General features: G+C 66.9%; 25 protein-coding genes. 13 read left to right on the top strand and 12 right to left on the bottom strand.

Features of this window, described 5'->3' with window-relative positions; all coding sequences use genetic code 11:
- Positions 1–92: 92 nt before the first annotated feature.
- Entirely contained in the window at positions 93–1,430 is a 1,338-nt protein-coding gene (locus tag VGU00_RS04170) for a hypothetical protein (RefSeq protein ID WP_327465818.1), read from the bottom strand.
- A gap of 118 nt (positions 1,431–1,548) precedes the next feature.
- Between VGU00_RS04170 and queF the strand changes: the two genes are divergently transcribed.
- Both queF and VGU00_RS04180 read left to right on the top strand, forming a co-directional pair.
- Positions 1,549–2,019 carry a preQ(1) synthase gene (gene queF / locus VGU00_RS04175; protein WP_327465820.1) on the top strand — a complete coding sequence of 157 codons (471 nt, stop codon included), beginning with the start codon at positions 1,549–1,551 and terminating at the stop codon, positions 2,017–2,019.
- A gap of 69 nt (positions 2,020–2,088) precedes the next feature.
- A complete protein-coding gene (locus VGU00_RS04180; RefSeq protein ID WP_327465822.1) occupies positions 2,089–2,499 on the top strand; it encodes a thioesterase family protein in 411 nt (136 codons plus the stop codon).
- A 27-nt stretch (positions 2,500–2,526) separates the two neighbouring features.
- Here VGU00_RS04180 and VGU00_RS04185 read toward each other — a convergent pair whose 3' ends face one another.
- The 8 genes from VGU00_RS04185 to hflK all read right to left on the bottom strand — a co-directional run bounded on the left by VGU00_RS04185 (position 2,527) and on the right by hflK (position 10,419).
- Positions 2,527–2,757 (bottom strand): hypothetical protein, encoded by a 231-nt coding sequence (locus tag VGU00_RS04185; protein WP_327465824.1) that lies wholly within the window; start codon positions 2,755–2,757, stop codon positions 2,527–2,529.
- Between the two features lie 84 nt (positions 2,758–2,841).
- Complete coding sequence (locus VGU00_RS04190; RefSeq protein WP_327465826.1) at positions 2,842–4,128, bottom strand: cytochrome P450; 1,287 nt, start codon at positions 4,126–4,128, stop codon at positions 2,842–2,844.
- Positions 4,129–4,183: 55 nt separating this feature from the next.
- Positions 4,184–4,630, bottom strand: coding sequence for a globin (locus VGU00_RS04195; protein ID WP_327465828.1), 447 nt, complete (start codon positions 4,628–4,630; stop codon positions 4,184–4,186).
- A gap of 7 nt (positions 4,631–4,637) precedes the next feature.
- The gene (locus VGU00_RS04200; RefSeq protein WP_414713496.1) at positions 4,638–6,233 is read right to left on the bottom strand and encodes a helicase HerA-like domain-containing protein; all 1,596 of its coding nucleotides are present in this window, start codon (positions 6,231–6,233) and stop codon (positions 4,638–4,640) included.
- A 62-nt stretch (positions 6,234–6,295) separates the two neighbouring features.
- Positions 6,296–6,664, bottom strand: coding sequence for a VOC family protein (locus VGU00_RS04205; protein WP_327466363.1), 369 nt, complete (start codon positions 6,662–6,664; stop codon positions 6,296–6,298).
- Between the two features lie 119 nt (positions 6,665–6,783).
- Positions 6,784–8,277, bottom strand: a complete 1,494-nt coding sequence (locus VGU00_RS04210) for a trypsin-like peptidase domain-containing protein (protein WP_327465830.1) — start codon at positions 8,275–8,277, stop codon at positions 6,784–6,786.
- Positions 8,278–8,416: 139 nt separating this feature from the next.
- Positions 8,417–9,268 (bottom strand): protease modulator HflC, encoded by an 852-nt coding sequence (locus VGU00_RS04215; protein ID WP_327466365.1) that lies wholly within the window; start codon positions 9,266–9,268, stop codon positions 8,417–8,419.
- Positions 9,268–10,419, bottom strand: coding sequence for a protease modulator HflK (gene hflK, locus VGU00_RS04220; RefSeq protein ID WP_414713497.1), 1,152 nt, complete (start codon positions 10,417–10,419; stop codon positions 9,268–9,270). Before hflK ends, VGU00_RS04215 begins: the two co-directional genes overlap by 1 nt.
- 91 nt (positions 10,420–10,510) lie before the next feature.
- Here hflK and VGU00_RS04225 point away from each other — a divergent pair, with 91 nt between their 5' ends.
- From VGU00_RS04225 to phbB, 8 genes are all read left to right on the top strand, one after another.
- Positions 10,511–11,500 (top strand): Mrp/NBP35 family ATP-binding protein, encoded by a 990-nt coding sequence (locus VGU00_RS04225; RefSeq protein WP_327465834.1) that lies wholly within the window; start codon positions 10,511–10,513, stop codon positions 11,498–11,500.
- Positions 11,500–11,922, top strand: coding sequence for a CoA-binding protein (locus VGU00_RS04230; RefSeq protein WP_327466367.1), 423 nt, complete (start codon positions 11,500–11,502; stop codon positions 11,920–11,922). The genes VGU00_RS04225 and VGU00_RS04230 overlap by 1 nt, the downstream gene beginning before the upstream one ends.
- Positions 11,919–12,515, top strand: a complete 597-nt coding sequence (locus VGU00_RS04235; RefSeq protein WP_327465836.1) for a hypothetical protein — start codon at positions 11,919–11,921, stop codon at positions 12,513–12,515. The genes VGU00_RS04230 and VGU00_RS04235 overlap by 4 nt, the downstream gene beginning before the upstream one ends.
- A 51-nt stretch (positions 12,516–12,566) precedes the next feature.
- On the top strand, positions 12,567–13,283 hold the full coding sequence (locus tag VGU00_RS04240) for an SIMPL domain-containing protein (protein WP_327465838.1): 717 nt from the start codon (positions 12,567–12,569) through the stop codon (positions 13,281–13,283).
- 73 nt (positions 13,284–13,356) lie between these two features.
- Positions 13,357–15,645, top strand: coding sequence for a xanthine dehydrogenase family protein molybdopterin-binding subunit (locus tag VGU00_RS04245; protein WP_327465840.1), 2,289 nt, complete (start codon positions 13,357–13,359; stop codon positions 15,643–15,645).
- Positions 15,642–16,613, top strand: a complete 972-nt coding sequence (hemH, locus tag VGU00_RS04250) for a ferrochelatase (RefSeq protein ID WP_327465842.1) — start codon at positions 15,642–15,644, stop codon at positions 16,611–16,613. The genes VGU00_RS04245 and hemH overlap by 4 nt, the downstream gene beginning before the upstream one ends.
- A gap of 94 nt (positions 16,614–16,707) precedes the next feature.
- Complete coding sequence (locus tag VGU00_RS04255) at positions 16,708–18,423, top strand: DUF1963 domain-containing protein (protein WP_327465844.1); 1,716 nt, start codon at positions 16,708–16,710, stop codon at positions 18,421–18,423.
- A 114-nt stretch (positions 18,424–18,537) separates the two neighbouring features.
- On the top strand, positions 18,538–19,260 hold the full coding sequence (gene phbB, locus VGU00_RS04260) for an acetoacetyl-CoA reductase (protein WP_327465846.1): 723 nt from the start codon (positions 18,538–18,540) through the stop codon (positions 19,258–19,260).
- 170 nt (positions 19,261–19,430) lie between these two features.
- Here phbB and VGU00_RS04265 read toward each other — a convergent pair whose 3' ends face one another.
- Positions 19,431–20,174 carry a helix-turn-helix domain-containing protein gene (locus tag VGU00_RS04265; protein ID WP_327465847.1) on the bottom strand — a complete coding sequence of 248 codons (744 nt, stop codon included), beginning with the start codon at positions 20,172–20,174 and terminating at the stop codon, positions 19,431–19,433.
- A 145-nt stretch (positions 20,175–20,319) separates the two neighbouring features.
- On the opposite strand from VGU00_RS04265, the gene VGU00_RS04270 reads away from it, so the two are divergent.
- From VGU00_RS04270 to VGU00_RS04280, 3 genes are read left to right on the top strand one after another with little or no spacing between them, the layout of a single operon-like run.
- Positions 20,320–20,868, top strand: a complete 549-nt coding sequence (locus VGU00_RS04270) for a DUF7010 family protein (protein WP_327465849.1) — start codon at positions 20,320–20,322, stop codon at positions 20,866–20,868.
- Positions 20,865–21,101: a ribbon-helix-helix domain-containing protein gene (locus tag VGU00_RS04275; RefSeq protein WP_327465851.1), complete on the top strand. Its 237-nt coding sequence runs from the start codon at positions 20,865–20,867 to the stop codon at positions 21,099–21,101. The genes VGU00_RS04270 and VGU00_RS04275 overlap by 4 nt, the downstream gene beginning before the upstream one ends.
- Positions 21,102–21,132: 31 nt before the next feature.
- Positions 21,133–21,348 (top strand): hypothetical protein, encoded by a 216-nt coding sequence (locus tag VGU00_RS04280; protein ID WP_327465853.1) that lies wholly within the window; start codon positions 21,133–21,135, stop codon positions 21,346–21,348.
- On the opposite strand, the gene VGU00_RS04285 is transcribed toward VGU00_RS04280, so the two are convergent.
- Both VGU00_RS04285 and VGU00_RS04290 read right to left on the bottom strand, forming a co-directional pair.
- Entirely contained in the window at positions 21,345–22,208 is an 864-nt protein-coding gene (locus VGU00_RS04285; protein ID WP_327465855.1) for a hypothetical protein, read from the bottom strand. The two genes, VGU00_RS04280 and VGU00_RS04285, sit on opposite strands and share 4 nt — an antisense overlap.
- Positions 22,208–26,902, bottom strand: a complete 4,695-nt coding sequence (locus VGU00_RS04290; protein WP_327465857.1) for an NAD-glutamate dehydrogenase — start codon at positions 26,900–26,902, stop codon at positions 22,208–22,210. The genes VGU00_RS04285 and VGU00_RS04290 overlap by 1 nt, the downstream gene beginning before the upstream one ends.
- Positions 26,903–26,957 lie beyond the last annotated feature (55 nt).

Genomic DNA, 26,957 nt, shown 5'->3' on the forward strand with positions numbered 1-26,957 from the left:
GCCTATGCCCCCACCTGCGCTTTTTCAAGCGCGGTCAGTCCTGCCCCAGCCGATGCTGCACCGCAACAAAAAAGCGTGCCCTTTTGGGCCAGCTACTGCGCGCGCTTGACCGCCGTCGCACGCGCGCCGGGATTGTCGACTGTATAGGACGGGCGATCGAGCGGCAGCGGGGCGAGCTTTTCGCTGCCACTGCTACCCTGTTCGCGGCCGAGCACGAAGCTGCCCGCATTCTGGCCGAAGGCTTCGCCTTCGCCGTCCCAATGATAGGTCACGTCGAACGCCATCACCGGGATCAGCATGGGCTTGCCGCCGATCACCAGCGGCTCGATCGCGGCACGCGGGAGCATCACCTCGGTCGACAGGTCCTCGCCCGCGCCCACCGCCAGCATCATGTCGTCGCGCAGCACGCTGCCCCCCGCACCGTCGAAGAAGCGCGCCAGCACCGGCTCGGGCATCGCCGAACCCTGATTGAGCGCGATGCGGACCATCAGTCCCGTCGCGGGCAATGTGCCCTGGTTCAGCAGGTGGAGCGTGAAACCGACCGCGACATGGTCGGACACGACGCGGATGCTCTGCACCTCGAGCGCCATGCCGACGATCGCGCGCTTTTCGCCCGCGACGCGGGTGACGAGCGGCGATGCGGGACGCGGCTCGTCGCGGCGGATTGGCGGAGACGGAGCGGGGTCGGGCTGCGGCGCAGGTGGCGGCACGCTGCTTCTGGCCGCGGGAGCGGCCGCACGCGGCGCAGGCGTATGCGGTGGGACCTTTTCGGTCTCCTCGATCGCTGGACCGGCCGGCACGGCGCGGCGGCGCCAGTACCAGAGGCCGGCGCCGACCGCGGCTAGCGCCGCGAGCAGCCAAGCCCAAAGCGGCGTTCCTCCGCTCGCACCGCTGGCCGTCGGCGCGGCCGGCGCGGGCGAGTCGTCGGGTGCCGGCGCCGTCGTATCGACCGACTGCACGGCAGTGGGCGCGGTGCCGTCGAGCGGCGGCAGGGCCGGGCTGTCCGTTATCGCCGGTTGCGCGCTGGTGGCAGCATCGGTGGCGGGTGCCGCACGCGTCGAAGTCGAGGCCGGCGTATCGCGCCGCGTAGGCGCCGGGGCCGGGGTCGCGGTGGACGGCGTCGTGGTCGCGGGCTGCGTCGGCGTCACGCGCGGCGGTGCGGGAGCCGGTGCAGGCGTCGGTTGCGGCCCAAGCCGCTCGCCCGGTCCGACGGGCGGCAAACCATTGTCGGCGGGTCCCTGTACGCCGGGCGTGCGACCGTCGTTGGCGGGCGGCAGGCGGAAATCGATCGGGCGCGACGACGACGGCGCGGGGGCCGGGTTTCCGTTTTCCTGCGACCAGGCAGGTACGGCGGCGCAACTTGTCAGCGCAAGCGCGACCAACGGCAATCGCACCGTCCAGTCTCCCTGCCCCTTCTTGCTATTCGTCATTCTGTTTCCGCGATCCCGAATTATTCCGATTGGCCTTGCGCCGGTGAATTGGCGCTGAACCCCGCCGATGCCGCATGTCGGCGGTGACATCGGCCGCGCTGCGCACTAGACGGTTTCCATGAGTGATTCCAGCCATCCGCCGCTCGCGCCGAAACATCTCGGCCAGTCGAGCGAACTTCCTGCCGCGCCCGAGGTTGCGGTTCTCGATTATGTCCCCAACCCGCGCGCCGGGGAACTTTATCTCGTCCGCTTCGCGGCGCCCGAATTTACCTCGCTCTGCCCCGTGACCGGCCAGCCCGATTTCGCGCATCTGGTGATCGACTACGCGCCGGGCGAAACGATCGTCGAATCGAAGAGCCTGAAGCTGTTTCTTGGCTCTTTCCGCAACCATGCGGGCTTCCACGAGGACTGCACCGTCGGTATCGGCCGCCGCCTGTTTGACGAAATGCAGCCGCGCTGGCTGCGCATCGGCGGATATTGGTATCCGCGCGGCGGGATTCCGATCGATGTTTTCTGGCAGTCGAGCGCGCCGCCCACGGGCCTGTGGCTCCCCGACCAAGGCGTGGCGCCGTACCGCGGGCGCGGCTAAACTTTTTCGGCCAATGCCCGGAGCGATTTCATCTTTCCGTCACCATCTGTTGACATTAGTGTCAACGATATGACCGCAGCCTCGCTTCCGCACGACCATGCCATCGCCGTTGGCGCCGACCAGATCGATTTCATGGGTCATGTGAACAACGCCCATTATCTGAGCTGGGTGCAGGAAGCCGTGTTGTCGCATTGGCGCCACATCGCGCCACCCGACGCGGTCGCCGCGCATCTGTGGGTCGCGCTCAAGCACGAGATCACATACCGCCGCCCCGCCTTCCTCGACGATCAGGTCATTGCGACCGTGATCCTCGAAAAAGTGCAGGGGGCGCGCGCCTTTTATGAAACCATCATCAAACGCGGCGAGGATGTGCTCGCGGAGGTGAAATCGAGCTGGTGCTGCATCGACGCGCAAACGCTGCGCCCCGCCCGGCTGGCGAGCGAGGTCGTTGCGCGCTTTTTCCCGGCCGAGAGGATCTAGGCGACCACCAGCCTGCCGGGCCGTCCCTTAGGGACTGACCGGCGAATCGTCGTTATCGTCGACGACCAGCCAGATCCCGCCGGCAACAATCGCGAGTGCAAGAGCAATCGCAACCCAGCTCGCGCCTTCCAGTTCGCTGGCACCATCGGTGCTGCTTACCGTCCGCGCGTCCAAGGCAGGGGCAGCCGCAGCCACCACCGGCGACACAAGCATCGACGTCGCCGCGAGCGAAATCGCGGCCTTTTTGAGGAGAGACATGGCAGAATCCTTTTTTTGCAGTCGGAAGGAAACGCGCATGGCAGGCGCTATGTTCCCTCGGTCCGACCGGCAGGATCCGTCGGCTCAGCTTGCCCTGAAGCGAATCGGCAGGCGTTTCAGCCCGCCGACGAATACCGATTCGACCCGCGCCGGCTCGCCAGCCAGCTCGAGACTCGCCAGCCGCGGCAGCAATTCTTCCATCAATATGCGCATTTCCATGCGCGCGAGATGCTGGCCGAGGCAGACATGCGCACCGAAGCCGAAGGCGATCTGCTGATTCTTTTCACGATCGGGGTCAAAGGCGAAAGGATCGCCGAACACGCCCTCGTCGCGGTTGCCCGAGACATAGTTCAGCATCAGCCAGTCGCCCGCGCGGATCGTCTGACCGCCGATCTCGACATCCTCTTTCGCGCTGCGCATGAAATGCTGGACCGGCGTCGTCCAGCGGATCGCCTCCTCGATCAGCCCCGCCTTGTCGCTGTCAGCAGCACGGAAACGCTCGAACAGCGCCGGGTTCTTCGCGAGTTCCATGATCGCGCCCGCGGTCGAGGCGCTCGTCGTGTCGTGCCCAGCGGTCGCGATGATCATATAATAGCCCGCAAGTTCGCGGTCCGGGATCTGTTCGCCGCCGACCATCGCATTCGCGATCACCGTCGCAATATCCTCGCGCGGATTGGCGCGGCGGTCGGCGGTCAGCGCGCCGAAATAATTTTCGAAATCGGCAATGACATAGTTGAGCATTGCGATCGCCTGCTCGGCGCTGGTGATCGCTTCCCTGCTCCGGTTCAGTTCGGGATCGGTCGGACCGAATAATTGCTGCGTCAGCATCAGCATCCGCGGCTCATCCTCCGGCGGGACGCCCAAGATGTCCATGATAACGCGGAGCGGATAATGCGCGGCGACGTCGCGCGCGAAGTCGGTCTCGCCGCCGGCTTCGAGCATATGATCGACCGTCTCGCGCGCCAGCTGGCGAATACGGTCTTCGACGATCTTCAGATTCTTGGGCATGAACCAGCTCTGGGTGAGCAGGCGATATTTCATATGATCGGGCGCATCCATCTGCACCAGCGAGCGGATGAGATGTCCGTCGTTGTTCGGCGTGGCCGCCCGCGCCAGCGCCTCGCCGTCGCGGTTCGTGAGCACCGTCGGGCGGATGCCGCTCGCGAAACGTTGCGGATCGCGGCTGATCGCCATGATATCGGCATGGCGCGTGACGAGCCAGAAGGGGTCGTGATCGTGATTCTCGGCAACCGCAAGCGGCGCGTTCGCGCGCGCCCAGGCAAGCTGGTCGTGCAGCGGGTCCCATTGGCCGTATGCGACGGGGTCGACGACGGCGGCGGCTACCTCTCCGGGCAATATCGGTTTTGTCATTGGCCACGAAGCTGCCGCAACTCGGCGCGCGAGTCGAGTGGCAAAAGGAAACCGATCAGATGGCGGTCACCGGGTCGGGCAGCGCCGCCTGCCATTCGGCGCGCGCACGCCGGATCATCGCCTTCAGCGCTTCGGCCTGTTCGGCCCAGCTTTCGGCACATTCCGGCGTCCACGCTGCCCCGGCAGCCGACCCAAGTTCGGCTACGGTCATGTCGATGAAAGCGTCATATTCGCCGATCGGCAAAGGGCCATAGGCGCGGTGCGTGTGGACGAGTTCGGTGACGAGCGGCCACACCCAACTCTCGCTCTTCGCCAGCCCGAGCATCATTTGCAGCGTCTCGTCGGTCATCCGCACCGATGAGGCGTCGACGACCATGAAGCTCGCGCGCCGGTCGGGATAGGCCACGAAGAAACGGTCGAACAGCGCGTGACGGATATCGACGCCCGCGTCCGCGACGGCGGCAAGGCTCGCCTCCATCGCCGCGGCGCCCGCCCGATTCATTCGGCGGTCATTTGAACAGGCTGCCCAAAATGCCGCGCATCAGCTGGCCGCCGAACTTGCCCGCGACCTGCCGGCCGAGGCTCGTCGCCGCCGAGCGCGCCGCCGACTGGATCATCTTGTCGGCCATCGACGGCTTCGCAGCTTCGCGCGCCGCCACCTTTTCAAGGCGCAGCCGCTCCTTCTCTTCGGCCGCCTTGCGCTTGGCCTCTTCCTTCGCGGCGATGGCGGCCTGCTTGTCGGCCTCTTCCTGCGCCTTGGCCTCGACCGCGGCCGCTTGCGCCTGCTCGGCCTTGGCGGCGAGCAATTCCTCGGCGCTCTCGCGGTCGACCGCCGTGTCATATTTGTCGGCGACCGGCGAGATCGACTTGATGATCGCGCGCTCCTTGGCGTCGAGCGGCCCGGCGCGCGAGCGGGGCGGCTTGATCAGCGTCCGTTCGACCGGCGACGGCGCGCCGTCGGCCATCAGCAGCGATACCAGCGCCTCGCCGACTTTCAGCTCGGTGATTTCGCGCACGACATCGACCTTGGGATTGGGGCGGAAGGTTTCGGCGGCCGCCTTCACCGCTTTCTGGTCGCGCGGAGTGAAGGCACGCAGCGCATGCTGGACGCGGTTGCCGAGCTGGCCCGCGACATCTTCGGGAATATCGATCGGATTCTGCGTCACGAAATAGACGCCGACACCCTTCGAACGAATCAGGCGCACGACCTGTTCGATCTTCTCGGCAAGCGCGGGGGGCGCGTCGTCGAACAGCAGATGCGCCTCGTCGAAGAAAAAGACGAGCTTCGGCTTGTCGGGATCGCCGACCTCCGGAAGCGTCTCGAACATTTCGGACAGCAGCCAGAGGAGGAAGGTCGCATAGAGCTTCGGGCTCGCCATCAGCTTGTCGGCGGCGAGGATGTTGACGTAACCGCGCCCGTTTTCGTCCGTCCGGATCATGTCCTGGATGTCGAGCGCGGGCTCACCAAAGAAATGATCGCCGCCCTGCGTTTCGAGCGTCAGCAGCTGGCGCTGGATCGTGCCCACCGTGGCTTTCGACACATTGCCATATTTTGTCGTCAGTTCGTCGGCATTTTCGGCGCACCAGGCGAGCATCGCCTGCAGGTCGCCGAGATCGAGGAGCAGCAGATTCTGTTCGTCGGCCACGCGGAACGCGATCGCGAGCACGCCTTCCTGCACTTCGTTGAGGCCCATCAATCGCGCGAGCAGCAGCGGACCCATTTCCGAAATCGTCGTGCGAATCGGGTGCCCCTGCTCGCCGAACAGGTCCCAGAAGATGACGGGATTGTCGCGATAGGCCCACTCGCTGTCGCCGATCTCGGCCGCGCGCGCGGCGAAAATCTCGTGCATCTTCGACGTCGGGCTGCCCGCCATCGCCATGCCGGCAAGGTCGCCCTTCACGTCGGCGACGAACACCGGGACGCCGACCGCCGAGAAGCCCTCGGCGAGGCCCTGCAGCGTCACCGTCTTGCCGGTGCCGGTCGCGCCCGCGATCAACCCGTGCCGGTTCGCCCGCTTGAGCACAAGCGACTGGCGCGGACCGTCCGCCGCACCACCCCCGCCAAGGCCGATATAGATTTCGCTCGCCGTGCTGCCGTCGCTCACCCACTGTCCTCCAGTCAAAAAGAGAAGAGCAGGTTAGAGCGGCTGCGCAGCGCTGCCAAGCGTCATCCCATGATGAAGGCGTTGAGCTTGTTGCCGTCGGGGTCGCGGAAATATCCGGCGTAGAAACCCTCGCCGCGCGGTCCCGGAGGGCCTTCGCAGCTGCCGCCGTTGGCGAGTGCGATGTCGTGGAGGCGATGGACCTGTTCCTTGTCCTTCGCCTGCAGCGCGACCATCACGCCATTGCCGACGGTTGCGACATTGCCGTCGAACGGCTTGGTGATGCCGATGCCCGCGCCGCCGTCGGGTTTGCCCCACGCGATGAAAGTCTCATACTCCATCATCCGCGGCGTTTCGAGCTCGGCGGCGATCGCGTCGTAAAAGACCGCGGCCTTGGCGATATCCTTCGTTCCCAGCGTCACATAGCCAATCATCATCATTCTCCCGACTCGACATTATGCGAACATAATATGAACATCGAGCGGTCGGCGCAACAAAAAGGGCGCCGGACCCGAAGGTCGCGGCGCCCCTTTCAGCCAGCGTATAGCCGGGCCTATTTCACGCGAACCGCGATGAAGGCCGAAGGACCGCCGCGACGCAGGATTTCGAGCAGCACCGCGTCGCGGCCCGCCTTTTTCGCGTCGGCGACTGCCTTGGCGAGCGCATCGCTCGTCGTCACCGGCACGCGATTGGCGCTGAGGATGACGTCGCCGCGGCGCAGGCCCTTGCGGCCGGCGTCGCTGTTCGCCGAGGCCGCGCCGATGACAAGGCCCTTGGTCCCCGCGTCGACGCCGACGGCGCGCGCGATGTCGGGCGTCACCACCTGCACCGCGAGGCCGAGTTCGTCCTGGATCGCCTTGTCGGCGGCACCCGTCGGATCCTCGGGTTCGGTCTGTTCGGCTTCGGGGTCGAAATTATTGCCCGCCAGTTCTTCCTCGGGCGGACGCGTGCCGACGACCGCCTGGATCGTCATCGGCTTGCCGTCGCGGATGATTTCGAGCGGGATACGCGTGCCGGGCTTGGTGTTCGATACGATGTACGACAGCGTCTGCTGCGGCGTGACTTCCTTGCCGTTGACCTTGGTCACGACGTCGCCGCGCTTCAGCCCGGCCTTCGCCGCGGCCTGATTTTCCTCGACGCGCTGGACGAACTCGCCGCGATCCTTGGGCAGGCCGAGCGCCGCCGCCAGATCCTCGTCGACCGGCGCGATGCCGATGCCGAGATAGCCGCGCTGGATCTTTTCGCCCGAACGCAACGAATTGATCACGGGGATCGCCGCATCGGCGGGAATCGCGAAATTGACGCCGATGTTCGCACCGACGGGCGAGATCAGCATATTGTTGATGCCGACGACATTGCCCTGCAGGTCGAACAGCGGACCGCCCGAGTTGCCGCGGTTGATCGCGGTATCGGTCTGGATGTAGCGGTCATAGGCACCGCCGCTGCCGAGGTTGCGCTGCACCGCCGAGATGATGCCCGCGGTGACGGTCGAACCGAGGCCGAGCGGGTTGCCGATCGCCACCACCCAGTCGCCGACGCGCGCGGTGCTGCTGTCGGCGAATTTCACGAAGGGGAGCCCGGTCGCGTCGATCTTGAGCAGCGCGAGGTCGGACGCGACGTCGCGGCCGACGATCGTCGCCTTATATTCCTTCTGGTTGGTGAGCGTCACCGTCACCTGATTGACGGCCTCGCCGCGCGGGCCGCCCGAAATGACGTGATTGTTGGTGACGATATAGCCGTCGGCCGAGATCAGGAAGCCCGAACCGCCGCCCTGCTGCTCCTGCGTGATCGGCTCGCGCGTGCCGGCGAAGGGGTTGAGGCGAACGCCGAGCGTCACTTCCTGCTTGGTCGAGATATTGACCACCGCGGGCTGCAGCTGTTCGACGAGGTCGGCGAAGCTTTCGGGCGCACCCGAACGCGGAACGACCTTGGCGATTTCGCTCTGCTCGTTCTGCGCGACCTGCGCGCCGACGGGGGACTGGGTGACCAGCGCCAGCGCGGTGCCACCCGCCAGCAAGGCCGAAGTGATGCCATAAACATAACGCACGATCGGAAATCCTCTTCGTTCTTGAAAAACTCAACTTACCCCGGCTGCGGCGGTCTGCGGCCGACTGGCTGAACGGCGATTGAACATGAACGGGCCCTAAAGGTTCCGTTCATGGGGCCCCTCGCCCGCCATCCGGCCGTCAGTTGCCGCGGAAACGCTTCAGATATTCATTGTCCGCCGACAGGATGACCGACGTGCCGCCCTGGTTGTTTTCACCGAGGAAGGTCTGCCGATAGCTCTGCATCGCACGGTAGAAATCATAGAATTCGGGGTCCTTGCCATAGCTTTCGGCATAGATGCGCGCGGCCTCGCCGTCGGCCGCGCCGCGGATGATCTGCGCTTCCTTCTGCCCTTCGGCCCGGATCGCGGTCGCGACCTGCTGGCGCGCGGTGCGCATGCGGTTGAACGCGAGCTGCAGCGTCTCACCCTCGGGGAGGTCGGCGCGCTTGATCCGCACGTCGATCACCTCGGCGCCATATTTGTTCGCCTCGCGATTGAGCGCGACCTGGATATTGTCCATCACCGCGCCGCGCTCGGGCGACAACAGGGTCGCGAAGGGACGCTTGCCCAGTTCGTTGCGCAGCGACGAACCTAGGATCGTCGCCAGCTGCTGCTGCAACCGCTCTTCGGTGCGGATCGCGGTGTACATGCGCACCGGGTTGGTGATGCGGAAGCGCGCGAAGGCGTCGACCTGCAGCCGCTGCTGATCGGTCGACAGCACCTGCTGCCGCTCCATGTTCACGCCGAGAACGCGCTTGTCGATGAACTGGATGCTGTCGGTGAACGGCGCGCGCAGCACAAGACCCGCGCCCGATCGCCCGAAATCCTCGTTCGGCTTGTAGCGGTTCACGGTGCGCTCGATCTCACCGAAACGCAGGATCAGCGCCTGCTTGTCTTCGGGCACGATCGCCAGCGATTGCGACAGGATGACGAGGACGGCGACGACCGCGACGAGCAGCCGCACCGGATTCTGGAACAGCGAACTGAACATCATTCGCCTCCCTTCGTCACGGCTTCGGGCGCCTTGACCCGCTTCTGCACCTCGTTCAGCGGCAGATAGGGGGTCACCCCGCGCGCCTCGACGATCGTCTTGTCGACGTTGGACAGCACTGCCTCCATCGTTTCATAATAGAGCCGCTGGCGCGTGACCTGCGGCGACAGTTTATATTGCTCATAGATTTTGTCGAACGCCGCGGTCTGGCCGCGCGCGCCTTCGAGCACCTGCGCCTCATAGGCGCGCGCCTCGTTGATCGCCGATTCGCGCTGCTGCTGCGCGGCGGTCACGGCCTTGAACGCTTCGTCGACCTCGCTCGGCGGGTCGGCCTGGCGGATCGCGATGCCCTGGATCGCGACGCCCGAACGATATTCGTTGAGCAGCGCCTGCATGCGCTGCTGCACCTGTGCCTCGATCTCGACGCGCCCCGGACCGATCGCCTGCACGAGGTCGAAATTGGCGACCGTTGCGCGCATCGAGGTTTCGGCAACCTCGCGGATCGTGCCTTCGGGGTCGGCGAGCTGGAAGAAGAAAAGCTCGGGATCGCGCACCGACCAGCGAACCTCATAGGCGAGGTCGACGAGGCTCTGGTCGCGCGTCAGCACGAAATTCTCGTCGGTCGCGTTCGGCGACCCGATCGGCATGGTGCGGATCGCGCGCACGTCTTCCAGGCGGATCCGTTCGACCGGCGCGGGCCAGGTCAATTTCACGCCGGGGCCGACGGTGCGCGAATAGCTGCCGAGACGCGTCACCACGCCTTCCTTTTCGGGCGGCACGATATGGAAGGAGGAGAAGAGGATCCAGACGACGACGATCGCAATGATCGCCCATTTCCAGAGCTTTGCCGAATCGCCGAAATTGAACTGGCTGCCGCCGCCCGATCCGCCGCCGCCGAAGCCGCCGCGTCCCTTGCGCAGCAGTTCGTCGAGCGCCGAAGGGCCGCGCGGCTTTTGCGCGCGCCGCTGATCGACCGGATCGGGGGTCACCCACGGGTTGCGCGGGCCGGAGCGCTTGTCGCCCTTGCCATCGTCGTCCTTGCCGGGGCCGCTGCCCCACGGGCTGTTCGCCATCTGGGTGATCGACCCGAAAAATCGCCGCAATCCCCCCGGACCGCGGCCAGCCATGCTTCCGTCATTTTCGTTGCTCATCCTGCTTTTATAGGGGCGGCGGGCGCGATTAACAGGGGGTGCGCGCGAAAATGGCTGGCAAACGCCCCGATCATGCCTATCTGGCCGGGACATGACCGAACCAAGCGCCGACATCGCCCGCCTGACCGCCGCCGCCGCCGACCTTGCCGGAGGGCGCACATCGGGCCTCCGCCTACTCGACGATTCGGGCTTGCTCGCGGTGGTGCTCGACGTGTCGGGGCTGGCCGTCGAGGAGCGCAAGCCGCTCGAAGACAAACTCCGCGCCGGCCTGCTCGCCGAACCCGGCGTGCGCGAAGTCCGCATCGCGATGACCGCCGAGAAAAAGGCGATGACGATTATCGCAGTCGGCAGCGGCAAGGGCGGCGTCGGCAAATCGACGCTGGCCGCCAACCTCGCGGTTGCCCTCCGCCGCCTCGGCGTGAAGGTGGGGCTGGTCGACGCCGACATCTATGGCCCCTCGCAGCCCCGGCTGATGGACAGCGAAAATGTGAAGCCCGAAGCGCGCGGATCGAAGCTCGCTCCCGTCCAGAGCGCCTATGGCGTCCCGATGCTGTCGACCGGCCAGATCGCGGCGCCCGGACAGGCGATCGCCTGGCGCGGTCCAATGGCGGGACGCGCGCTCGAACAGCTGGTCGACGCAAGCTGGGGCGACATCGACACGCTCGTCGTCGACCTGCCGCCCGGTACCGGCGACGTCCAACTGACGATGATCCAGAAGCACAAGCCCGCAGGCGCCGTCATCGTCTCGACCCCGCAAGACCTCGCGCTGATGGACGCGACGCGCGCGATCAGCCTGTTCGAACAGGCCGATGTGCCGATCATCGGGCTGGTCGAGAATATGGCGGGCTATACCTGCCCGCATTGCGGCGAGGTGAGCGATCCGTTCGGCAGCGGCGGCGCCGAAGCCGCGGCGAAGGTGATGGGGCTCGATTTCCTCGGCCGCGTGCCGCTGTCGATGGGCATCCGCCTCGCGAGCGACGGCGGCGTGCCGCCGGCGGCGGGAACCGATCCCGCCGGCGAACCATTCCACGCGATAGCGGCGAAGGTCGCCGGTTGGCTGCAGGCACGAAAGGGCAAATGATGGCGATCAACGACGAAGGGGCGATTCGCGAACTGCTCGGGCAAAAACGCCGCATCGCGGTGGTGGGCGCGTCGCCCAATGCCGCGCGGCCGTCGAACGGTGTGCTCGCCTTCCTCGTCGCGCAGGGCCACGACGTGATCGCGGTGAACCCCGGCCATGCGGGCAAGACGATCCACGGTGCCCCCGTCGTCGCGACGCTCGCCGATGTCGAACCGCCTGCCGAAATCGTCGATATCTTCCGCAACAGCGCCGACGCGGGCGCCGCGGTCGACGAAGCGATCGTGCATGGCGCGAAAGCGGTGTGGTTGCAGATCGGGGTCATCGACGAAGCCGCGGCGAAACGCGCCGAGACGGCGGGACTGACCGTGGTCATGGACCGTTGCCCCAAGATCGAAATCCCCCGCCTCGGCCTGCTCAAATGAGGGCCGCCCTGTCGCTGCTCGCCATGAGCCTGCTCGCGGGTTGCGCGACGACGCCCAATGCCGCCACGCCGCAGGACGATTTTTTCGCCGCGCTCTCGGCACGATGCGGCAAAGCTTACGCCGGCAAACTCGCGAGCGATCAGGAGGCCGACGCCGACATGCGCGGCAAGGCGATGGTGATGCACATCCGCCACTGCACCCCCGACCGCATCGAAATCCCTTTCCATATCGACGGGCTCGGCCCCGATGGCGGCTGGGACCGGTCGCGGACATGGATCGTCAGCCGGACGACCACCGGCCTGCGGCTCAAGCACGATCACCGCCACGCCGACGGCGCGTCCGACGACGTCACCCTCTATGGCGGCGATACCGTGGGCATGGGCAGCCCGACGCGGCAGACCTTCCCGGTCGACGCCGAATCGATCGCGATGTTCGAACGCACCGGTCGCGGCGTTTCGACGACCAATATCTGGTCGGTCGAAACGACCGATGCGGGCTTTACCTATGGCCTCGACCGTCAGGGGCGGCATTTCCGCGTGGCGTTCGATTATGCCAAGCCGGTGGCACCGCCGCCCGCGCCCTGGGGCTGGTAGGGAACCGCCGCGCCCGTCATACGCTGGACAGCCATGACGGGAGAAAAGTTCATGCGCATCCAGACCCTTATGCTGTTCCCGCTGCTTGCGCTGGGCGCGTGCAGCGAAAAGGCCCCCGACCCGCGCGGCGTCGGGCATGACGAGACCCTGCTGTCGGTCTCGGCGACCGGTCGGTCGGAAACGCGGCCCGACGAGGCGCGCTTTACCGCGGGCGTAAGCACGATCGCCGCCTCGGCCGAAGCCGCCACGCAGAAGAACAACGAAACGATGACCAAGGTGACCGAGGCGCTGAAGGCCTTCGGCGTCGCCGCCAAGGATCTCCAGACCCGCCAGCTGACGGTGAACCGGATCGACTGGGGCGCCAACAAGGGCAAATATGAAGCGGTCAACCAGGTCGAAGTGCGGATGCGCGCGGTCGACAAGGCGGGCGAAGCGGTCGCGGCGACAACAGAGGCTGGCGCGAACGTCCTGTCGGGCCCGACGCTGCGCGTGTCCGATCAGGAGGCGGCGACCAAATCGGCCTACGCCGCTGCCTATCGCGCCGCCCGTGCGCGCGCCGACGCCTATGCCGGCGCCGCCGGGCTGAAGATCGACCGGGTGCTGACGATCCGGGATGGCGGCGACGGTTCGCCGCCGATGCCCTATTATGAGATGGACGCCGCGAACCGGGTTGCCCCCCAAACGGTCGCGGCGGCGCCGCCCTTCAATCCCGGCGTCAGCGAATCGCAGGTTTCCGTCCGCGTCGACTTTGCCCTGTCCGAGAAATAGCCGCCCATCCTGCCTGACACGAAAGCGCGATTTTCTTTGCGCCGATTCGCGCCGCTGACTATCAGCGGCGGGCATGGCCGGCATTCGCGACACAGTGGGGAAAAACAGATCGCGCCTGCCGCACGTCAGCCGGCGGTCGCTGCTCGTCGGCGCGACCGCGGCGGGGGGACTCGCGATCGCGTGGAGCCTGTGGCCGCGCGACTATCGGCCGAACCTGACCGCCGCGCCCGACGAACATGTCTTCAACGCCTTTCTGAAGATCGGCGACGACGGGCATATCAGCGCGATCGTCCCGCAGTGCGAGATGGGACAGGGCGTGACGACGCTGCTGCCGCAGATCATGGCCGACGAACTCGGCGCCGACTGGCGGACGATCGCGGTCGAAACCGCGCCGATCAACCCGCTCTACACCAACACGCTGCTGATCGACGAAGACAGCGCGGTCTTTACCCCGCGATCGGGCGTTCCCGATTTCGTGTCCGACGTGCGCAGCTGGGCGCGCCGCGAATGGGCGGTGCGCCACGCGGTGATGCTCACCGCCAACAGCTCGTCGGTCCGCATGTTCGAGGCGCCGTGCCGCGCCGCGGCGGCGCAGGCGCGCGCGCTGCTGATGATGGCGGCGGCCAAGCGCTGGGACGCCGACTGGGAACAGTGCGACACGCAGGACGGCTTCGTCACCTTCGGCAAGAAGAAATTGCGTTTCGGCGAGGTCGCCGCGGTTGCCGCCACGCTCGAACCGCCGGCCGAGCCCGTCTATCGCGCAAGCAGCGCCGATCCGCTCTATGGCAAGGAACTGACGCGGCTCGACCTGCCCGCAAAGATCGACGGGTCGGCCAATTATGCCGGCGATATCCGCCTGCCCGACATGGTGTTCGCCGCGATCCGTCAGGGCCCGGTCGGTGCGACGCGACTGAAAGCCATCGACCGGAAAAAGGGCATGGCGTCGCCCGGCCTGCTGCATGTCGTCACCCACGATCGCTGGGTTGCGACGGTCGCGCGCAACTGGTGGGCGGCAAACCAGGCGCTGGACCGCTTCGCCCCGGTGTTCGAAACCGACGGCACGCCGGTGTCGACCGATGGCATCGACAAGGCGCTGAAAATCGCACTGAAAGGCGACGGCTACCGCATGTCGAACGTCGGCGACGTTGCCGAAGCGATGACGGGCCGGACAAAAATCGCCGCCGAATATGCGGTCGCTCCCGCGCTGCACGCACCGATCGAAACGCGCACCGCAACCGCAGCGCCCGACGGCGCGCGACTACGCGTCTGGGTCGCCACGCAGGCGCCCGCGCAGTGCCGCAACGCGATCGCTGCCGCCACGGGCCTGACACCGGGCAATGTCGTCCTGTTTCCGATGATGGCGGGGGGATCGTTCGACGCGTGCCTCGACCATAGCGTCGCGGTGCAGGCGGCGATCATCGCGCTGCAGATCAAGCGCCCGGTCCAACTCGCCTGGTCGCGCGCCGAGGAAATCATGCGCCTGCCGCCGCGCGCGCCGGCGCGGGCGAAACTGACCGCAACACTCAACGCCGCCGGCGGGATCGACGCGCTGGTCACGCGCATCGCGGTGCCCGCGACCAATCACGAAGTGCGCGACCGCCTGTTCGACAATGCGCCGCCAGACGTCGCGCAGCGCGCCGCGGCGGGTCGTCCCGACGCAGTTGCGGTCGAAGGCGCCGCAACGCGCTATGCGATCCGCCATATCGCGGTCGATCACTGCCCCGCCGACATCGGCCTGCCCACCGGACGCTGGCGCGGCAATGCCGACAGCTACACCGCCTTTTTTACCGAATGTTTCGTCGACGAAATGGCGACGCGCGCAGGAACCGACGCGCTGTCCTATCGCATGGCGATGCTGGGCGATGCGCCGCTGCTGGCGCGCTGTTTGCTCACCGCGACCAGTCTCGGCGGCTGGGAAGGCGGCCTGTCGGGAACATCGCAAGGATTGGCGTGCCATTCGATGCGCGGCAGCCATATCGCCCTGATGGCGACCGCGCGTCAAAGCGAGCGCGGCTTGCAGGTCGAACAATTGGTCGCGGTCGTCGACGCCGGGCGGCTGGTCAATCCCGCGATCGCACGCCAGCAGATCGAAGGCGGGCTGATCTTCGGGCTCGCCGCCGCGGTCGGCGCGACCACCGATTATGAAGGCGGCGTCGCCACCGCGCGCAAACTTGGCCAGCTCGGGCTGCCCGACCTGTCGCAAACCCCACAGATATTGGTCGAATTCATCGACAGCGACCGTGAACCGGGCGGGCTCGGCGAGATCGCGGTTCCGGTCGTGGCGCCCGCGATCGCCAATGCGATGTTCGCCGCAACCGGACGCCGTATCCGCCGCATGCCGCTGTCGGCGCATCCATTATGAGCGACGCGCCGCCCATCGGCGTGTTGCTGGTCAACCTCGGCACCCCCGACGCGCCCGATGCGCCGTCGGTGCGGCGCTACCTCGCCGAATTTCTCTCCGACCGCCGCGTCGTCGAAATCCCGCAAATCCTGTGGCAACCGATCCTGCGCGGGGTCATCCTGCCGCTGCGTCCCAAAAAATCGGCGCATGCCTATGCGCAGGTGTGGACCGACGACGGATCGCCGCTCGCCGCGATCACGCGCGCGCAGACCGACGCGCTACGCGCGGCGCTGGGCGGACCGGTGCGCATCGCCTATGCGATGCGGTACGGCAAGCCGGCGATCGGCCCCGCAATCGACGCGCTGATGGCCGAAGGATGCGACCGCATCCTCGTCGCGCCGCTCTATCCGCAATATTGCGCGGCGACGACGGCAACCGTGGTCGACGCGGTGGGCGCGCATCTGGCGACGCTACGCCATCAGCCCGCACTGCGTTTCCTGCCCCCCTATCATGGCGATGCCGCCTATCTGGACGCGCTCGAAACATCGATACGGGCGGAGCTCGCCGCGCTCGATTTCGCGCCCGATATATTGCTCGCCAGCTTTCACGGCATGCCCGAACGCACCCGAACGCTCGGCGATCCCTATCACGACCAATGCCAGTCGACCGCGCAGCGGCTGGCGGAAAGGCTGGACCGCCCGATCGAGGTCGCGTTCCAGTCGCGTTTCGGCCGCGCCAAATGGCTCGAACCCGCAACCGACGCCCGGCTCGAAGAGCTCGGCCGCGAGGGACGCAGCGTTGCGATCTTCGCTCCCGGCTTTTCGGCCGATTGCCTCGAAACGCTCGAAGAGCTTGCGATTCGCGGCAAGGAGCAGTTCGCGGCCGCCGGCGGCCGGCAATTCGCCTACCTCCCCTGCCTCAACGCCAGCGCGCCCGGCATGGCGATGCTCGAGGCGCTGGCCCGGCGCGAGCTTGCCGGCTGGCTCTGATCGCCACCGCTTACCAACTGTTTAGGTCCATGCGCTAAATTGCTCCGACGCGGTGCCGGAACGGTGCGGCACCGCGCGAATCCGGAGGTACGCCATGAACCAGCTCCAATCGGCAGCCCTGACGCTGGCCGGCGCCATGCTGGTCTTTGCGGCGATCGCTTTTGCGATCTGGTGGTTGCGGCGTCCGCGCACCGCGCCGGCCGCGCCGCGCGCGCCGCGCGCGCCCCGCCAACCCCGTGCGCCCGGTGAAAGCCGGCTGCCCAAATTTTCGCGCGAAGCCAAACCGGCGTTCGAGGAGGTCGAAATCGCGCCCGAGCGGCTCGCCCGGATCCGCCGCAAGACCGCGCCGTCGCTGCTGTCCGACGATCTGGCCGACGATGATGGCGCCATGCTCGACCCCGCGCCCGGACCCGCCGCCGATATCGACGCCGAAGCGATCGAAATGGCTGTGGCGGAGGTCGAGCAGGAAGCGCACCGCGCTTACACGCCGTTCGAAGACAGTTCCTCCGAAGAGAGCCTGTCAGAGGAGGAACTCATCGACGAGGCATTGTCCGAGGACAGCTTGGCCGAAGAGCAGCCGGCCGAACAGGCCGGCGCCGAGGAAGCGGACGCCGCAGCGGTGACGCTTCGCCTTGTTCCGCAGATTCCGCCGCGCGACGCCATTTCGACGACGAGCCGGCTCGGCGGCCGCCCGCGCCTGCCCGCAGGCATGGAATGGCCGCGCATCGATGGCGAGCCCGCCGATTTTCTGGCGCAGGTCGATTGCGCGGCGCTGCCCCATGATTTGTGGAACGGGCTTGGACCGCGCGACGGGTCGCTCGCCTTTTTCATTCACCGGCAGCGCCCCGACATGCGCATCTTCCACCTCCGCGATACCGATGTTGCCGTGGTTCCGCCGCGGGTGCCCGATGATCGCGACGGCTGGTTCGGGCCCTATCGAGCCCCCGGCGCGGGCGATCTTGCCGGCTTTGCCGTGCGCGCCTTTCCCGAATGGCCTGTCGACCTTATCGCCGTGCGCCCCGCCGACGCCGAGCTGGACGCGGCCGAAGCAGACTATGCGGACGAGGCGGGTGCCGACGAGGACGCGCTTTATGAGCGCGGCTACGACATCGCCGACCCGGCTTTCCATCCATTCGATTGGGGCAGCATGACCGCGATGGTCGCGCTGCTCGAAATGCGGCTCGACCGGCTCGAAACCGAACCCGCTCCGCCTGCCGACGCCGGCGAAGACGATGGAGCCGACGCGGAGCAACGCGCAGCGATCAACCGCGAGGCGCGCGCGCGCGCCGAAGAGATTATCGCGATCGTCCATGACAGCGCCGCGCGCGATGCCTTTTCTCCCGGCGACGCGACCGCGGTGATGTCGGCGCTCCACGCGATCCGCTGGGCCAACGCGGTGCATTCGGTCGACCCCGAAACCGGCGCCGAGCAGGTCGAAACGATCACCCTGCCGCTGACGACGCACCGCCCCGACGCCGATCTGTGGGTCCATGACTATCAGACGATCCTGTTCGACCGCGCCAAACATGCCTGGTGCGCCAATCCGAACAGCCTGTCCGCGCCGGCGCGCGCCTTTTTCGAACCCCGCTGGCGCGCGCTGGCGACGCGCGAAATGGCGTCGATGGGCCAGGCGCCCTCGCGCCCCGTCGACGGCTATGACGCGGGGCACGACGCCGTGCTGCTCGAACTGCCGACAAGCGGGCTGATGAGCCGCAACTTCGGCGAAGGCGGCAATCTGGTGGTCACCATCGCCAAAGCCGATCTGGCGGTCGGCGAATTTTCGAGGCTGCGGGCACAACTGAGCGCCTGAGCCACCCGGCGTCGACGCCCCTGCATAGCTTTGCGATTGACGTTCCGGTCAACTTGCGGCGGCTCGCGGCGCGCCCTAATCATGATGCCATAACTCTGTGGGAGAGCTTGATTTATGGCACGAATCGCAATCGTCACCGGCGGCAGCCGCGGCATCGGGGAAGCGATTTCCCTGAAGCTGAAGGAACAGGGCGTCACTGTCGTCGCCAACTATGCCGGCAATGACGAAAAGGCGCGCGAATTCAGCGACCGCACCGGCATCCGGGCGATGAAGTGGGACGTCGGCGACCATCAGGCGTGCCTCGACAGCTGCGCGCAGATCGCCGCGGACGTCGGCCCTATCGATATCGTCGTCAACAATGCCGGCATCACCCGCGACGGCACGCTCGCGCGGATGAGCTATGACGATTGGGACGATGTGATGCGCGTCAACCTCGGCGGCTGCTTCAACATGGCGAAGGCGACCTTCGGCGGCATGGTCGAGCGCGGCTGGGGCCGCATCGTCAACATCGGCTCGATCAACGGGCAGGCGGGCCAGTATGGCCAGGTCAATTATGCCGCCGCGAAATCGGGCATCCACGGCTTTACCAAGGCGCTGGCGCAGGAAGGCGCGAAGAAGGGCGTCACGGTCAACGCGATCGCGCCGGGCTATATCGACACCGATATGGTCGCCGCGGTCCCCGCGCCGGTGCTCGAAAAGATCGTCGCGAAGATCCCGGTCGGACGGCTCGGCCAGGCCGACGAGATCGCACGCGGCGTCGCGTTCCTGTGCAGCGAGGATGCGGGATTTGTGACCGGCTCGACAATGAGCATCAACGGCGGCCAGCATATGTACTGACGGGCCGAGGGTGCCAGCAATGTCGTTCGCGCCAGCGAACGGCGAGCTGGCAACCGGTGGCGAAGCCACGGCCCGGCACGGCCAGCGGGGCGGCGATCCCCCAAGGATTGCCGAACCCGTCTGACGGCAGGCGGCGGCTTTGCCGTCGCCCATCGCACCTCCCGTTTCGCTTACTCCACCGTCACCCCGACGACCCGCCACGCCCCACCTTCGCGGATCAACGACAGCGTCTCGATCGCCCCGGCCTTGTTCGCATAGTCGGTGCGGAACCTGACCATCTGATAGCCATAGGGCGGCGCGGGCACCTCCTGCTCGCTGAGCAGCACGCGGGACTTCACCGCTCCCAGCGGCCCCTGTACCTCGCGCGCTACCCGGCTCCACGTCTCCGCCGTGTTGAGCGCCTTGAACGACTGGCCGGTCGCTTCCCAGCTTCCATTCCAGTCGCCCCTGTCGACCAGAGCGAGCCAGTCGCGCGCCGCGCCGACAGCGGCGCTTTCGGCGGGGGCGGTGGGCGGCGCCGCGGCCGGTGCGACGGCGGTTCCGGTCATCGTTGTCAAGGCGAGCAGGGCAAGGGTGAGCGACATAAGACCTCCAAGGATCCAGCCGAGCGGCCGCACCATGCGGGACGCTTCGGCTGATGCCGCCTGCCCTCCCACGCCGCCGCCCGCGGCCGCATCCCCCAAAGCCTTGTCCCCCGATATTTCGGGGGTACCGCTTTCGATCTCGCGCAATTGCCGCGCCGCCTCGCGGCTGCTCGATGCCGACATCTTGCGCCGCGCATCGCGCAGCCGTTCGTTGATCGTATGGACCGACAGCCCCAGATGGCGCGCCATCGACTTGGCGTCATGGCCGTTGGCGAGCAGGCGCAGCGTCTCCTTTTCCTTTTCGCTAAGGGACGGGGTTCCTGGAACCATGGGCCTGCCTGCACTCGCACCGGATGGAAGCCCGCTGTACGAAGCGCCCGTGCGACGATCTACCCCAAATAAATCGTACCTGCCCGCGTTGCGCCAACGGGCCCGCGGGATTGCCGTCGCCGATTCGCGCGCTACACCAAGCGGAATGACAGAAATCCCTTCGCCGCTTTCCGCCGCCCAGCAAGACCTCGCCCGCGCCTACGCCGGCGGCGCCCCCGGCGTGCTCGTTTCCGGCCTCGTCTGGCTGATTGCCGGTGCGGTTTGGCAGCTCCACGGCACTATGGCCGCCTTCGCCGCGCTGTTCTTCGGCGGTATGGCGATCCATCCGCTCGGCGTGTTGGTCGAGCGTATCGCGTTCCACGCACCCAAGGCCACCATCGGCAAGCCGCTCGAGGCGCTGGCGATCGAGGCGACGTTCCCGTTGTTCGCCGGGGTGCTGATCGCGTGGGTGCTGCTCGTCCGCGCGCCCGACCTTGCGATCCCGGTCTTCGCGGCGATCGTCGGCACGCGCTATTTCCTCTTCCGGACGATGTATGGCGAGATTGCCTATTGGGCGCTCGGCGGTGCGTTCCTTTTGATCGCCGCACCCACCCTGTTCGGCGTTGCCTGGCCGGTCAATATCGGCTTCCTCATCGGCGTCGCCGAACTGATATTCGCTGCGCTGATCCTGCAGCGCTGGCGCCGCCGGTCTTGAGCGTGCCGCTCCACCCCCCGGTCAAGCGTTCGGTGACGATCGCCGGGCACCCGACCTCGATCAGCCTCGAACCCATGTTCTGGGAGGCACTCGAAGCCGAAGCCGTGCGGCAGGCGCTTCCCGTCAACGCGCTCGTCGCGCGGATCGATGTCGAGCGGATGGAAGCGGGCGATCCGCCGAATCTGACCTCGGCGATCCGGCAATGGCTGTGGCGCATACGACCAGATTCTTGACCGGCGGACAGATGCAGCCTTAACTGTGGTCATGGCTTGGAAAGAACTGACGCTGAGAAGTACGAAAATACTCGCGCCCGCCTTAGCAGGCGGCGCAGCGATCGGAATGGCTGTGGATATTGGATCGCAGATAGCTACCGGATCGACCGATAATCTGCTGATGAACATTGCTGGATGGCTGGTTTTTCTCGCCTTCATCGCCCTCATTTGGCGGGCGACCGCCCTGCAAATCGAACATCTGGATTAGCGGAACGCAACTCCGGCCACTGCATGCCCGAACGCCGCGCCCTTGTCGGGTGCATGATGCAGGAACAGCGACGGCTCGATCAGTTCGAGTTCCATGATGTGCAGCGTGCCCGCCGCATCGCCGACCATGTCGACACGCGCGTAAACCGGCAGTGCGGGCGCGGCGGCGAGCGCGGCGGCGGCAAGGTGCTGCGCCGCGCCGCTCGCCTCCCAAACCGTCTCGCGCCCACCAAATTGTTCCTGCACACGAAAATCGCCCGACGCTGGCCGCTTGACGATCGCATGGCTGAACTTGCCGCCAAAGAAGAAGAGCGAATATTCGCCTTCGGTCAGAATGCCCGGCATCATTGGCTGGACCAGCCGCCGTTGACCAAGAGCGTCAGCGGGGATCGGTGCACCCGGCGCAATGCGATGCGTCCCGTCGGCACCGCCCGAGATCGCGGGCTTGATCACCACCTCGTCGGTCGCAAGTTCCGACATCGCTTCGGTCAGGCTTGCGTCGTCGAGCGCGGCGACCTCGACCGTCGGCACGACCGCGACGCCCTTGACGCCGAGTTCGGCCAGATAGGCCTTGTCGCTGTTCCAGCGCAGCACCGGCACCGGATTAACCACGGGCAGCCGTTCGCCTTCAAGCCGGTCGAGCAAAGCATACCAGCCCGCGACGTCGCGCTGATACCCCCACGCGAAGAGCGGCAGCACCAGATCATAGCCCGACAAATCACCGGGATCGGTCCATACGCGCTGCTCCACGATGAGCCCGGCGCCGGTCAGCGCCGCCGCCTTGCGGGCAAAGGCGGGCTGCCATTTCTCGTAATAGTCGGGCGCCGGGACGAGAATTGCGACGCGGGGCTGGAAAGGCATTACCTCCCCAGCAGCCCGCGTGCCTGACCCGCGATATGCGACAGCATCGCGCCATTCGGGTTCGGGATCATCCGCGCGCGGTCGACCGTCGCGCGGAACTGTTCGACGCGCGGCGCATGATCGGCAAGCCATTTGGTCACCGCCGCGTCAAGATCGCCCTTCGGCAGTCCGGCGAGGAAGGTCAGGCGCATCTGCTGGAAATCGCGTGCAAGGCTGTTGACCAGCAGGCGTTCCCACGGATCGGCGGGGCTCATATGCGCCGCCAGCGTCTGCGCCCAGTCGAGCCCCAGCGCCTCGCCCAGATGGGTGAAGGCGCTCGTCACCGCGACTTCGTCATCGCCGCGCCGTTCGGCGAGGTCGACGATACCGATCGCACCGTCGGTCTTGAACAGGCGGACGACCGACGAAGTCAGCGCCTCGGGCGCGCCCGCGTCGAGCAATTGCTGCGTCAGCATATCCCACTGGCGCTTGACCGACGGGCTGAGCAGCCCGTCGACGCTTGCGTTGAGGCGGTCGACGCCGGGTTCGAGGCGCGCAACGACCGGGCCCGGCTGCGACAGCGACTGCGTCACGCGCAGCAGGTCGGCCATTTGCGAAGTCATTGCCGACGCGGCCTGGCTGAACAGCGACAGGCGGATGCTCTCGTCGATCTTCGCGTCGTCGAGCGCATCCCAGATCGCGGGCATGTCGAGCAGGCGCTCGACCGCGACGAACGCCGCAGCAATGTCGCCGAGCGCGCAGCCTTCCTCTTCGACCAGTTCAAACGGATGGACGATGCCCATGCGGTTGATGATGCGGTTCGCAATCTTCGTCGCGATGATCTCGCGGCGAAGCTGGTGATCGGCGATCGCCTGACCGAAGTCGCGCTGCATCTCGTCGGGGAAGGCCGCGGCAAGATCGCTCGCGAGCGCCGGATCGTTCGGCAGGTCGCTATGCTCGATCGCATCCTGCAACGCGAGCTTCGCAGTCGACAGCAGCACCGCAAGTTCCGGGCGCGTCAACCCGCGCCCTTCGGCGGCGCGGCGGAGCAGCTCGTCGTTCGCGGCGAGCCCCTCGACCTTGCGGTCGAGCCGGCCCGAAGCCTCGAACGTCTCCATGATCCGCACCAGCGACGGTACCGCGGCCGATCCGCCCTTTTCGGCGATCGACAGCGCGAGCGCCTGCAGCCGGTTGTCCTCGAGCACCAGCTCCGACACATTGTCGGTCATGCGCACGAGCAGCGCGTCGCGGTCTTCCTGACTGAGGCGCCCTTCGGCCATCTCGCGGTTCAATGCGATCTTGATGTTGACCTCATTATCCGAGCAGTCGACGCCCGCGCTATTGTCGATGAAGTCGGTGTTGATCCGCCCGCCCTTCGCCGAGAAGGCAATACGCGCGGCCTGCGTCGTGCCAAGGTTCGCACCCTCGCCCACCGCCTTGACGCGCAGATCCTCCGCGTCGACGCGCAGCGCATCGTTGGCAGGATCGCCGACCTCGGCATTATTCTGGCTCGCAGCCTTCACATAGGTACCGATGCCGCCGAACCAGAGCAGGTCGACCGGCGCCTTCAGGATCGCAGAGATCAGCGAGCCGGGGTCGATTTCGGACACCGACAGGCCGAGCAGCGCCTGCACTTCGGGGGAGAGCGGAATGCTCTTCTGGCTGCGCGGGAAGATGCCGCCGCCTTTGGAGATCAGCTTCTCGTTATAGTCCGCCCAGCTCGACCGCGGCAGGTTGAACATCCGCTCGCGTTCCTTCCAGCTCTTCGCCGGATCGGGGTTCGGGTCGAGGAAGATGTGGCGATGATCGAACGCGGCGGTCAGCTGGATCGCCTTCGACAGCAGCATGCCGTTGCCGAAGACGTCGCCCGACATGTCGCCGCAGCCGGCGACGCGGATCGTGTCGGTCTGCACGTCGACGCCCATTTCGGCGAAGTGGCGCTGCACCGAGAGCCACGCGCCCTTGGCGGTGATGCCCATCGCCTTGTGGTCATAGCCCTTCGACCCGCCGCTCGCGAACGCGTCGCCGAGCCAGAAGTCGCGCTCCATCGCGAGCGCGTTGGCGACGTCGGAGAAGGTGGCGGTGCCCTTGTCGGCGGCGACGACGAAATAGGGATCGTCGCCGTCGTGGATCACCACGCCCTTCGGATGCACGACCTTGCCCGCGACCAGATTATCGGTGATCGACAGCAACGAGCGGATGAAAATCCGATAGCATTCGGTGCCCTCGGCGAACCACGCATCGCGGTCGAGCGACACGTCGGGCAGCGCCTTGGGATAGAAGCCGCCCTTCGCGCCGGTCGGCACGATCACGGCGTTCTTGACGCGCTGCGCCTTCATCAGCCCGAGGATTTCGGTGCGGAAGTCGTCGCGGCGGTCGGACCAGCGCAGGCCCCCGCGCGCAACCGGTCCGGCGCGCAGGTGGATGCCCTCGACGCGCGGCGAATAGACCCACACCTCGCGCCACGGCAGCGGCTTGGGGAGGCCGGGGACAAGGCTCGAATCGATCTTGAACGCCAGCGCTTCCTCGGCGGCGGGCGCAAAGGCGTTGGTGCGCAATGTCGCGCTGATCACCGCGTGGAAGAGGCGCAGGATGCGGTCTTCGTCGATCGACTTGATGTCGGCGAAGTCGGCAAGAATGTCCGCCGCGAGCGTCTCCGCCCGCGCGGCGTCGCGCGCCTTGGGATCGTGGAGTGCGCGGAAGCGCTCGATCAGCGCCGCCGTCAGCTTGGGCGCATGGCGCAGCGCGCTGACCACCGTGTCCATGCCATAGGCCGAACCGCCCTGCCGCAGATAGCGGAACCAGGCGCGCAGCCACACGATCGCGCGCGGATCGGTCTGGTTGGTGAGCACCAGTTCGTTGAACGCGTCATTTTCGGCGCGCCCGTCGAGCACCGCCGCGATCGCGCCTTCGATCGTCTCGGCATAGGGAAGCAGCGCCAGCTCGTCGACATTGGCCGGCAGGCGCAGCGAGAAATCGTGAATCACGAGCGGCGCTTCGTCGCCGTCCTCGCTGCCGGGCGCACGCGCCGTACCCAGCGTCGTCGGGATTTCCTCGAGCACCTCGAAACCGAAATGTTCGAGCGCGGGAACGACGTCGGACAGCGCGAGCGGACCGACCGCGCTGTAAACCTTGAGCCGGAGCCGGTCGTCGCCGTCGAGGCTCTTGCGCGCGAGACGGACGCTGCGCGGGTTGGCAGCGTCGAGGTCGCGCAGGCGCAAAATGTCGCGCGCGGCTTCCTCGGGATTGTAGAGATTGCGATAGTTCGGCGGGAAGGTCGGCGCAAAACGCGCCGCGAGCGCCGCCGCGCGCCCCGGATCGCCGCGCTTCGCCAGCGCCGCCTCGACTTCGGGCTGCCAGCCGCGCACCATCTGTTCGAGCTGCGCGTTGAGCGCTTCGGCATCGGGTACGACCCCGCCGCTGCGCAGGTCGAGCGTATAGCGCAGCAAGGCCGCGCCGCCGTCTTCGAGCACCATCGTCCAGTTGATGACGCCCGCCTTGGCCTCGCGCACGAGCAGCGCTTCGACCGCGATGCGGCGCCCGGTCGACACTTCGTCGCGCGGCAGCCAGACGAAGGCGAACAGATGGCGGCCGAGTGCGCTGCGCACCGTTACCACCTTCGGCCGCGGCCGGTCGGTGATCGACATCGAGGTCAGCACCAGCTCTTCGAGCGATGCCGCGTCGAACGCGATCAGCAGGTCGTGCGGCAGCGCAGTCAACGCGTGCGCGAGCGCCTTGCCGGCGTGCCCCGTCGGATCGAAGCCGAATTTTGCCATCAGCGCGTCGAGTTGCGCGCGCAGCACCGGCACCTTCGCCGGCGGCGCCGACAGCGCGGCACTGGTCCAGAGGCCGGCGTGGATCGACAGGCGCTCGACCTTCTTGCCCTTGAGCTCGGGCACGATGACGAGGTCGAGCAGCACGCGGCGGTGCACCGCCGACAGGCGGTTCGACTTGATCAGCAGCGGCGCCGTGCCGCCCCGATCGAACCAGGCAAAGGCAGCTTCGAGCGCGGCAGGCGACAGCAATTGGCCATCGGCGCTTTCGCTTATCCCGAGCGGCTCCTGCACCGCGCCGTCGCGCGTGCGCCATTCGTGGCCGAGCTGGGTCATCGCCCCGCCCTCGAACCAGCGCAGCAGCTCGGCGGCTTCGCCCTCGACGCGCATCGCGGCATCGGCGAGCATCGCCGCGCGCATCGCGCGCCAGTCGCGCACTGCGGCGCGCACATCGCGCAGCGCCGATTCGAGCCCGTCGAGCAGGCGCCGGCGCGCGCGCGCGTCGCCGCGCTCGAGCTCCATATAGATGACCGACTCGCGTGCCGGCCCCTCGCCCGCTTCCTGCAAATGCCCCTTGGCATCGCGCTTTACGGCGACGACGGGGTGGAGGATGCAGTGGACCGCGAGCCCCTGCGCCGCGACGATCTGCGACGTCGAATCGACCAGGAAGGGCATGTCGTCATTGATGATGACAAGCCGCATGCGGCGATCGGTGCCGTCGGTGGCGATCGGTTCGAGCAGCAGCGACGGCGTGTCGTCGGCGCGATCGAGCGCGGCGCGCGCGGCGAACTGGCTCGCATCGGTCAGCGCGCCCTTGTCCATATCGTCGCCCTCGCCGGGCAGCGCACTGCCGGCGAGCGCCGCCAGATAGGCGGCGGCGACTTTCGGAGGAATTTTGACGGTTGAGGGGGTCGGCGTGTCCGTTTCCGGCGTGTCGGACATATTCTGAGACATAAAATGCAGCATCCCGAACCAAAGAGGGGGATCCCAGCCGACG

It is taken from the genome of Sphingopyxis sp., from assembly GCF_035944815.1.
GTDB lineage: Bacteria > Pseudomonadota > Alphaproteobacteria > Sphingomonadales > Sphingomonadaceae > Sphingopyxis.

Excerpts from the sequence above, each read along its gene's own strand:
- VGU00_RS04285 (WP_327465855.1), bottom strand. The coding sequence starts at position 22,208 with ATGCCTTTCCAGCCCCGCGTCGCAATTCTCGTCCCGGCGCCCGACTAT.
- VGU00_RS04245 (WP_327465840.1), top strand. The coding sequence starts at position 13,357 with ATGGCCGGCATTCGCGACACAGTGGGGAAAAACAGATCGCGCCTGCCG.
- VGU00_RS04170 (WP_327465818.1), bottom strand. The coding sequence starts at position 1,430 with ATGACGAATAGCAAGAAGGGGCAGGGAGACTGGACGGTGCGATTGCCG.
- VGU00_RS04195 (WP_327465828.1), bottom strand. The coding sequence starts at position 4,630 with ATGAATCGGGCGGGCGCCGCGGCGATGGAGGCGAGCCTTGCCGCCGTC.
- VGU00_RS04230 (WP_327466367.1), top strand. The coding sequence starts at position 11,500 with ATGGCGATCAACGACGAAGGGGCGATTCGCGAACTGCTCGGGCAAAAA.
- VGU00_RS04215 (WP_327466365.1), bottom strand. The coding sequence starts at position 9,268 with ATGTTCAGTTCGCTGTTCCAGAATCCGGTGCGGCTGCTCGTCGCGGTC.
- VGU00_RS04290 (WP_327465857.1), bottom strand. The coding sequence starts at position 26,902 with ATGTCCGACACGCCGGAAACGGACACGCCGACCCCCTCAACCGTCAAA.
- VGU00_RS04265 (WP_327465847.1), bottom strand. The coding sequence starts at position 20,174 with ATGGTTCCAGGAACCCCGTCCCTTAGCGAAAAGGAAAAGGAGACGCTG.
- VGU00_RS04280 (WP_327465853.1), top strand. The coding sequence starts at position 21,133 with ATGGCTTGGAAAGAACTGACGCTGAGAAGTACGAAAATACTCGCGCCC.
- VGU00_RS04185 (WP_327465824.1), bottom strand. The coding sequence starts at position 2,757 with ATGTCTCTCCTCAAAAAGGCCGCGATTTCGCTCGCGGCGACGTCGATG.
- hflK (WP_414713497.1), bottom strand. The coding sequence starts at position 10,419 with ATGAGCAACGAAAATGACGGAAGCATGGCTGGCCGCGGTCCGGGGGGA.
- VGU00_RS04270 (WP_327465849.1), top strand. The coding sequence starts at position 20,320 with ATGACAGAAATCCCTTCGCCGCTTTCCGCCGCCCAGCAAGACCTCGCC.
- VGU00_RS04225 (WP_327465834.1), top strand. The coding sequence starts at position 10,511 with ATGACCGAACCAAGCGCCGACATCGCCCGCCTGACCGCCGCCGCCGCC.
- VGU00_RS04180 (WP_327465822.1), top strand. The coding sequence starts at position 2,089 with ATGACCGCAGCCTCGCTTCCGCACGACCATGCCATCGCCGTTGGCGCC.
- VGU00_RS04240 (WP_327465838.1), top strand. The coding sequence starts at position 12,567 with ATGCGCATCCAGACCCTTATGCTGTTCCCGCTGCTTGCGCTGGGCGCG.
- VGU00_RS04205 (WP_327466363.1), bottom strand. The coding sequence starts at position 6,664 with ATGATTGGCTATGTGACGCTGGGAACGAAGGATATCGCCAAGGCCGCG.
- queF (WP_327465820.1), top strand. The coding sequence starts at position 1,549 with ATGAGTGATTCCAGCCATCCGCCGCTCGCGCCGAAACATCTCGGCCAG.
- hemH (WP_327465842.1), top strand. The coding sequence starts at position 15,642 with ATGAGCGACGCGCCGCCCATCGGCGTGTTGCTGGTCAACCTCGGCACC.
- VGU00_RS04190 (WP_327465826.1), bottom strand. The coding sequence starts at position 4,128 with ATGACAAAACCGATATTGCCCGGAGAGGTAGCCGCCGCCGTCGTCGAC.
- phbB (WP_327465846.1), top strand. The coding sequence starts at position 18,538 with ATGGCACGAATCGCAATCGTCACCGGCGGCAGCCGCGGCATCGGGGAA.
- VGU00_RS04255 (WP_327465844.1), top strand. The coding sequence starts at position 16,708 with ATGAACCAGCTCCAATCGGCAGCCCTGACGCTGGCCGGCGCCATGCTG.
- VGU00_RS04235 (WP_327465836.1), top strand. The coding sequence starts at position 11,919 with ATGAGGGCCGCCCTGTCGCTGCTCGCCATGAGCCTGCTCGCGGGTTGC.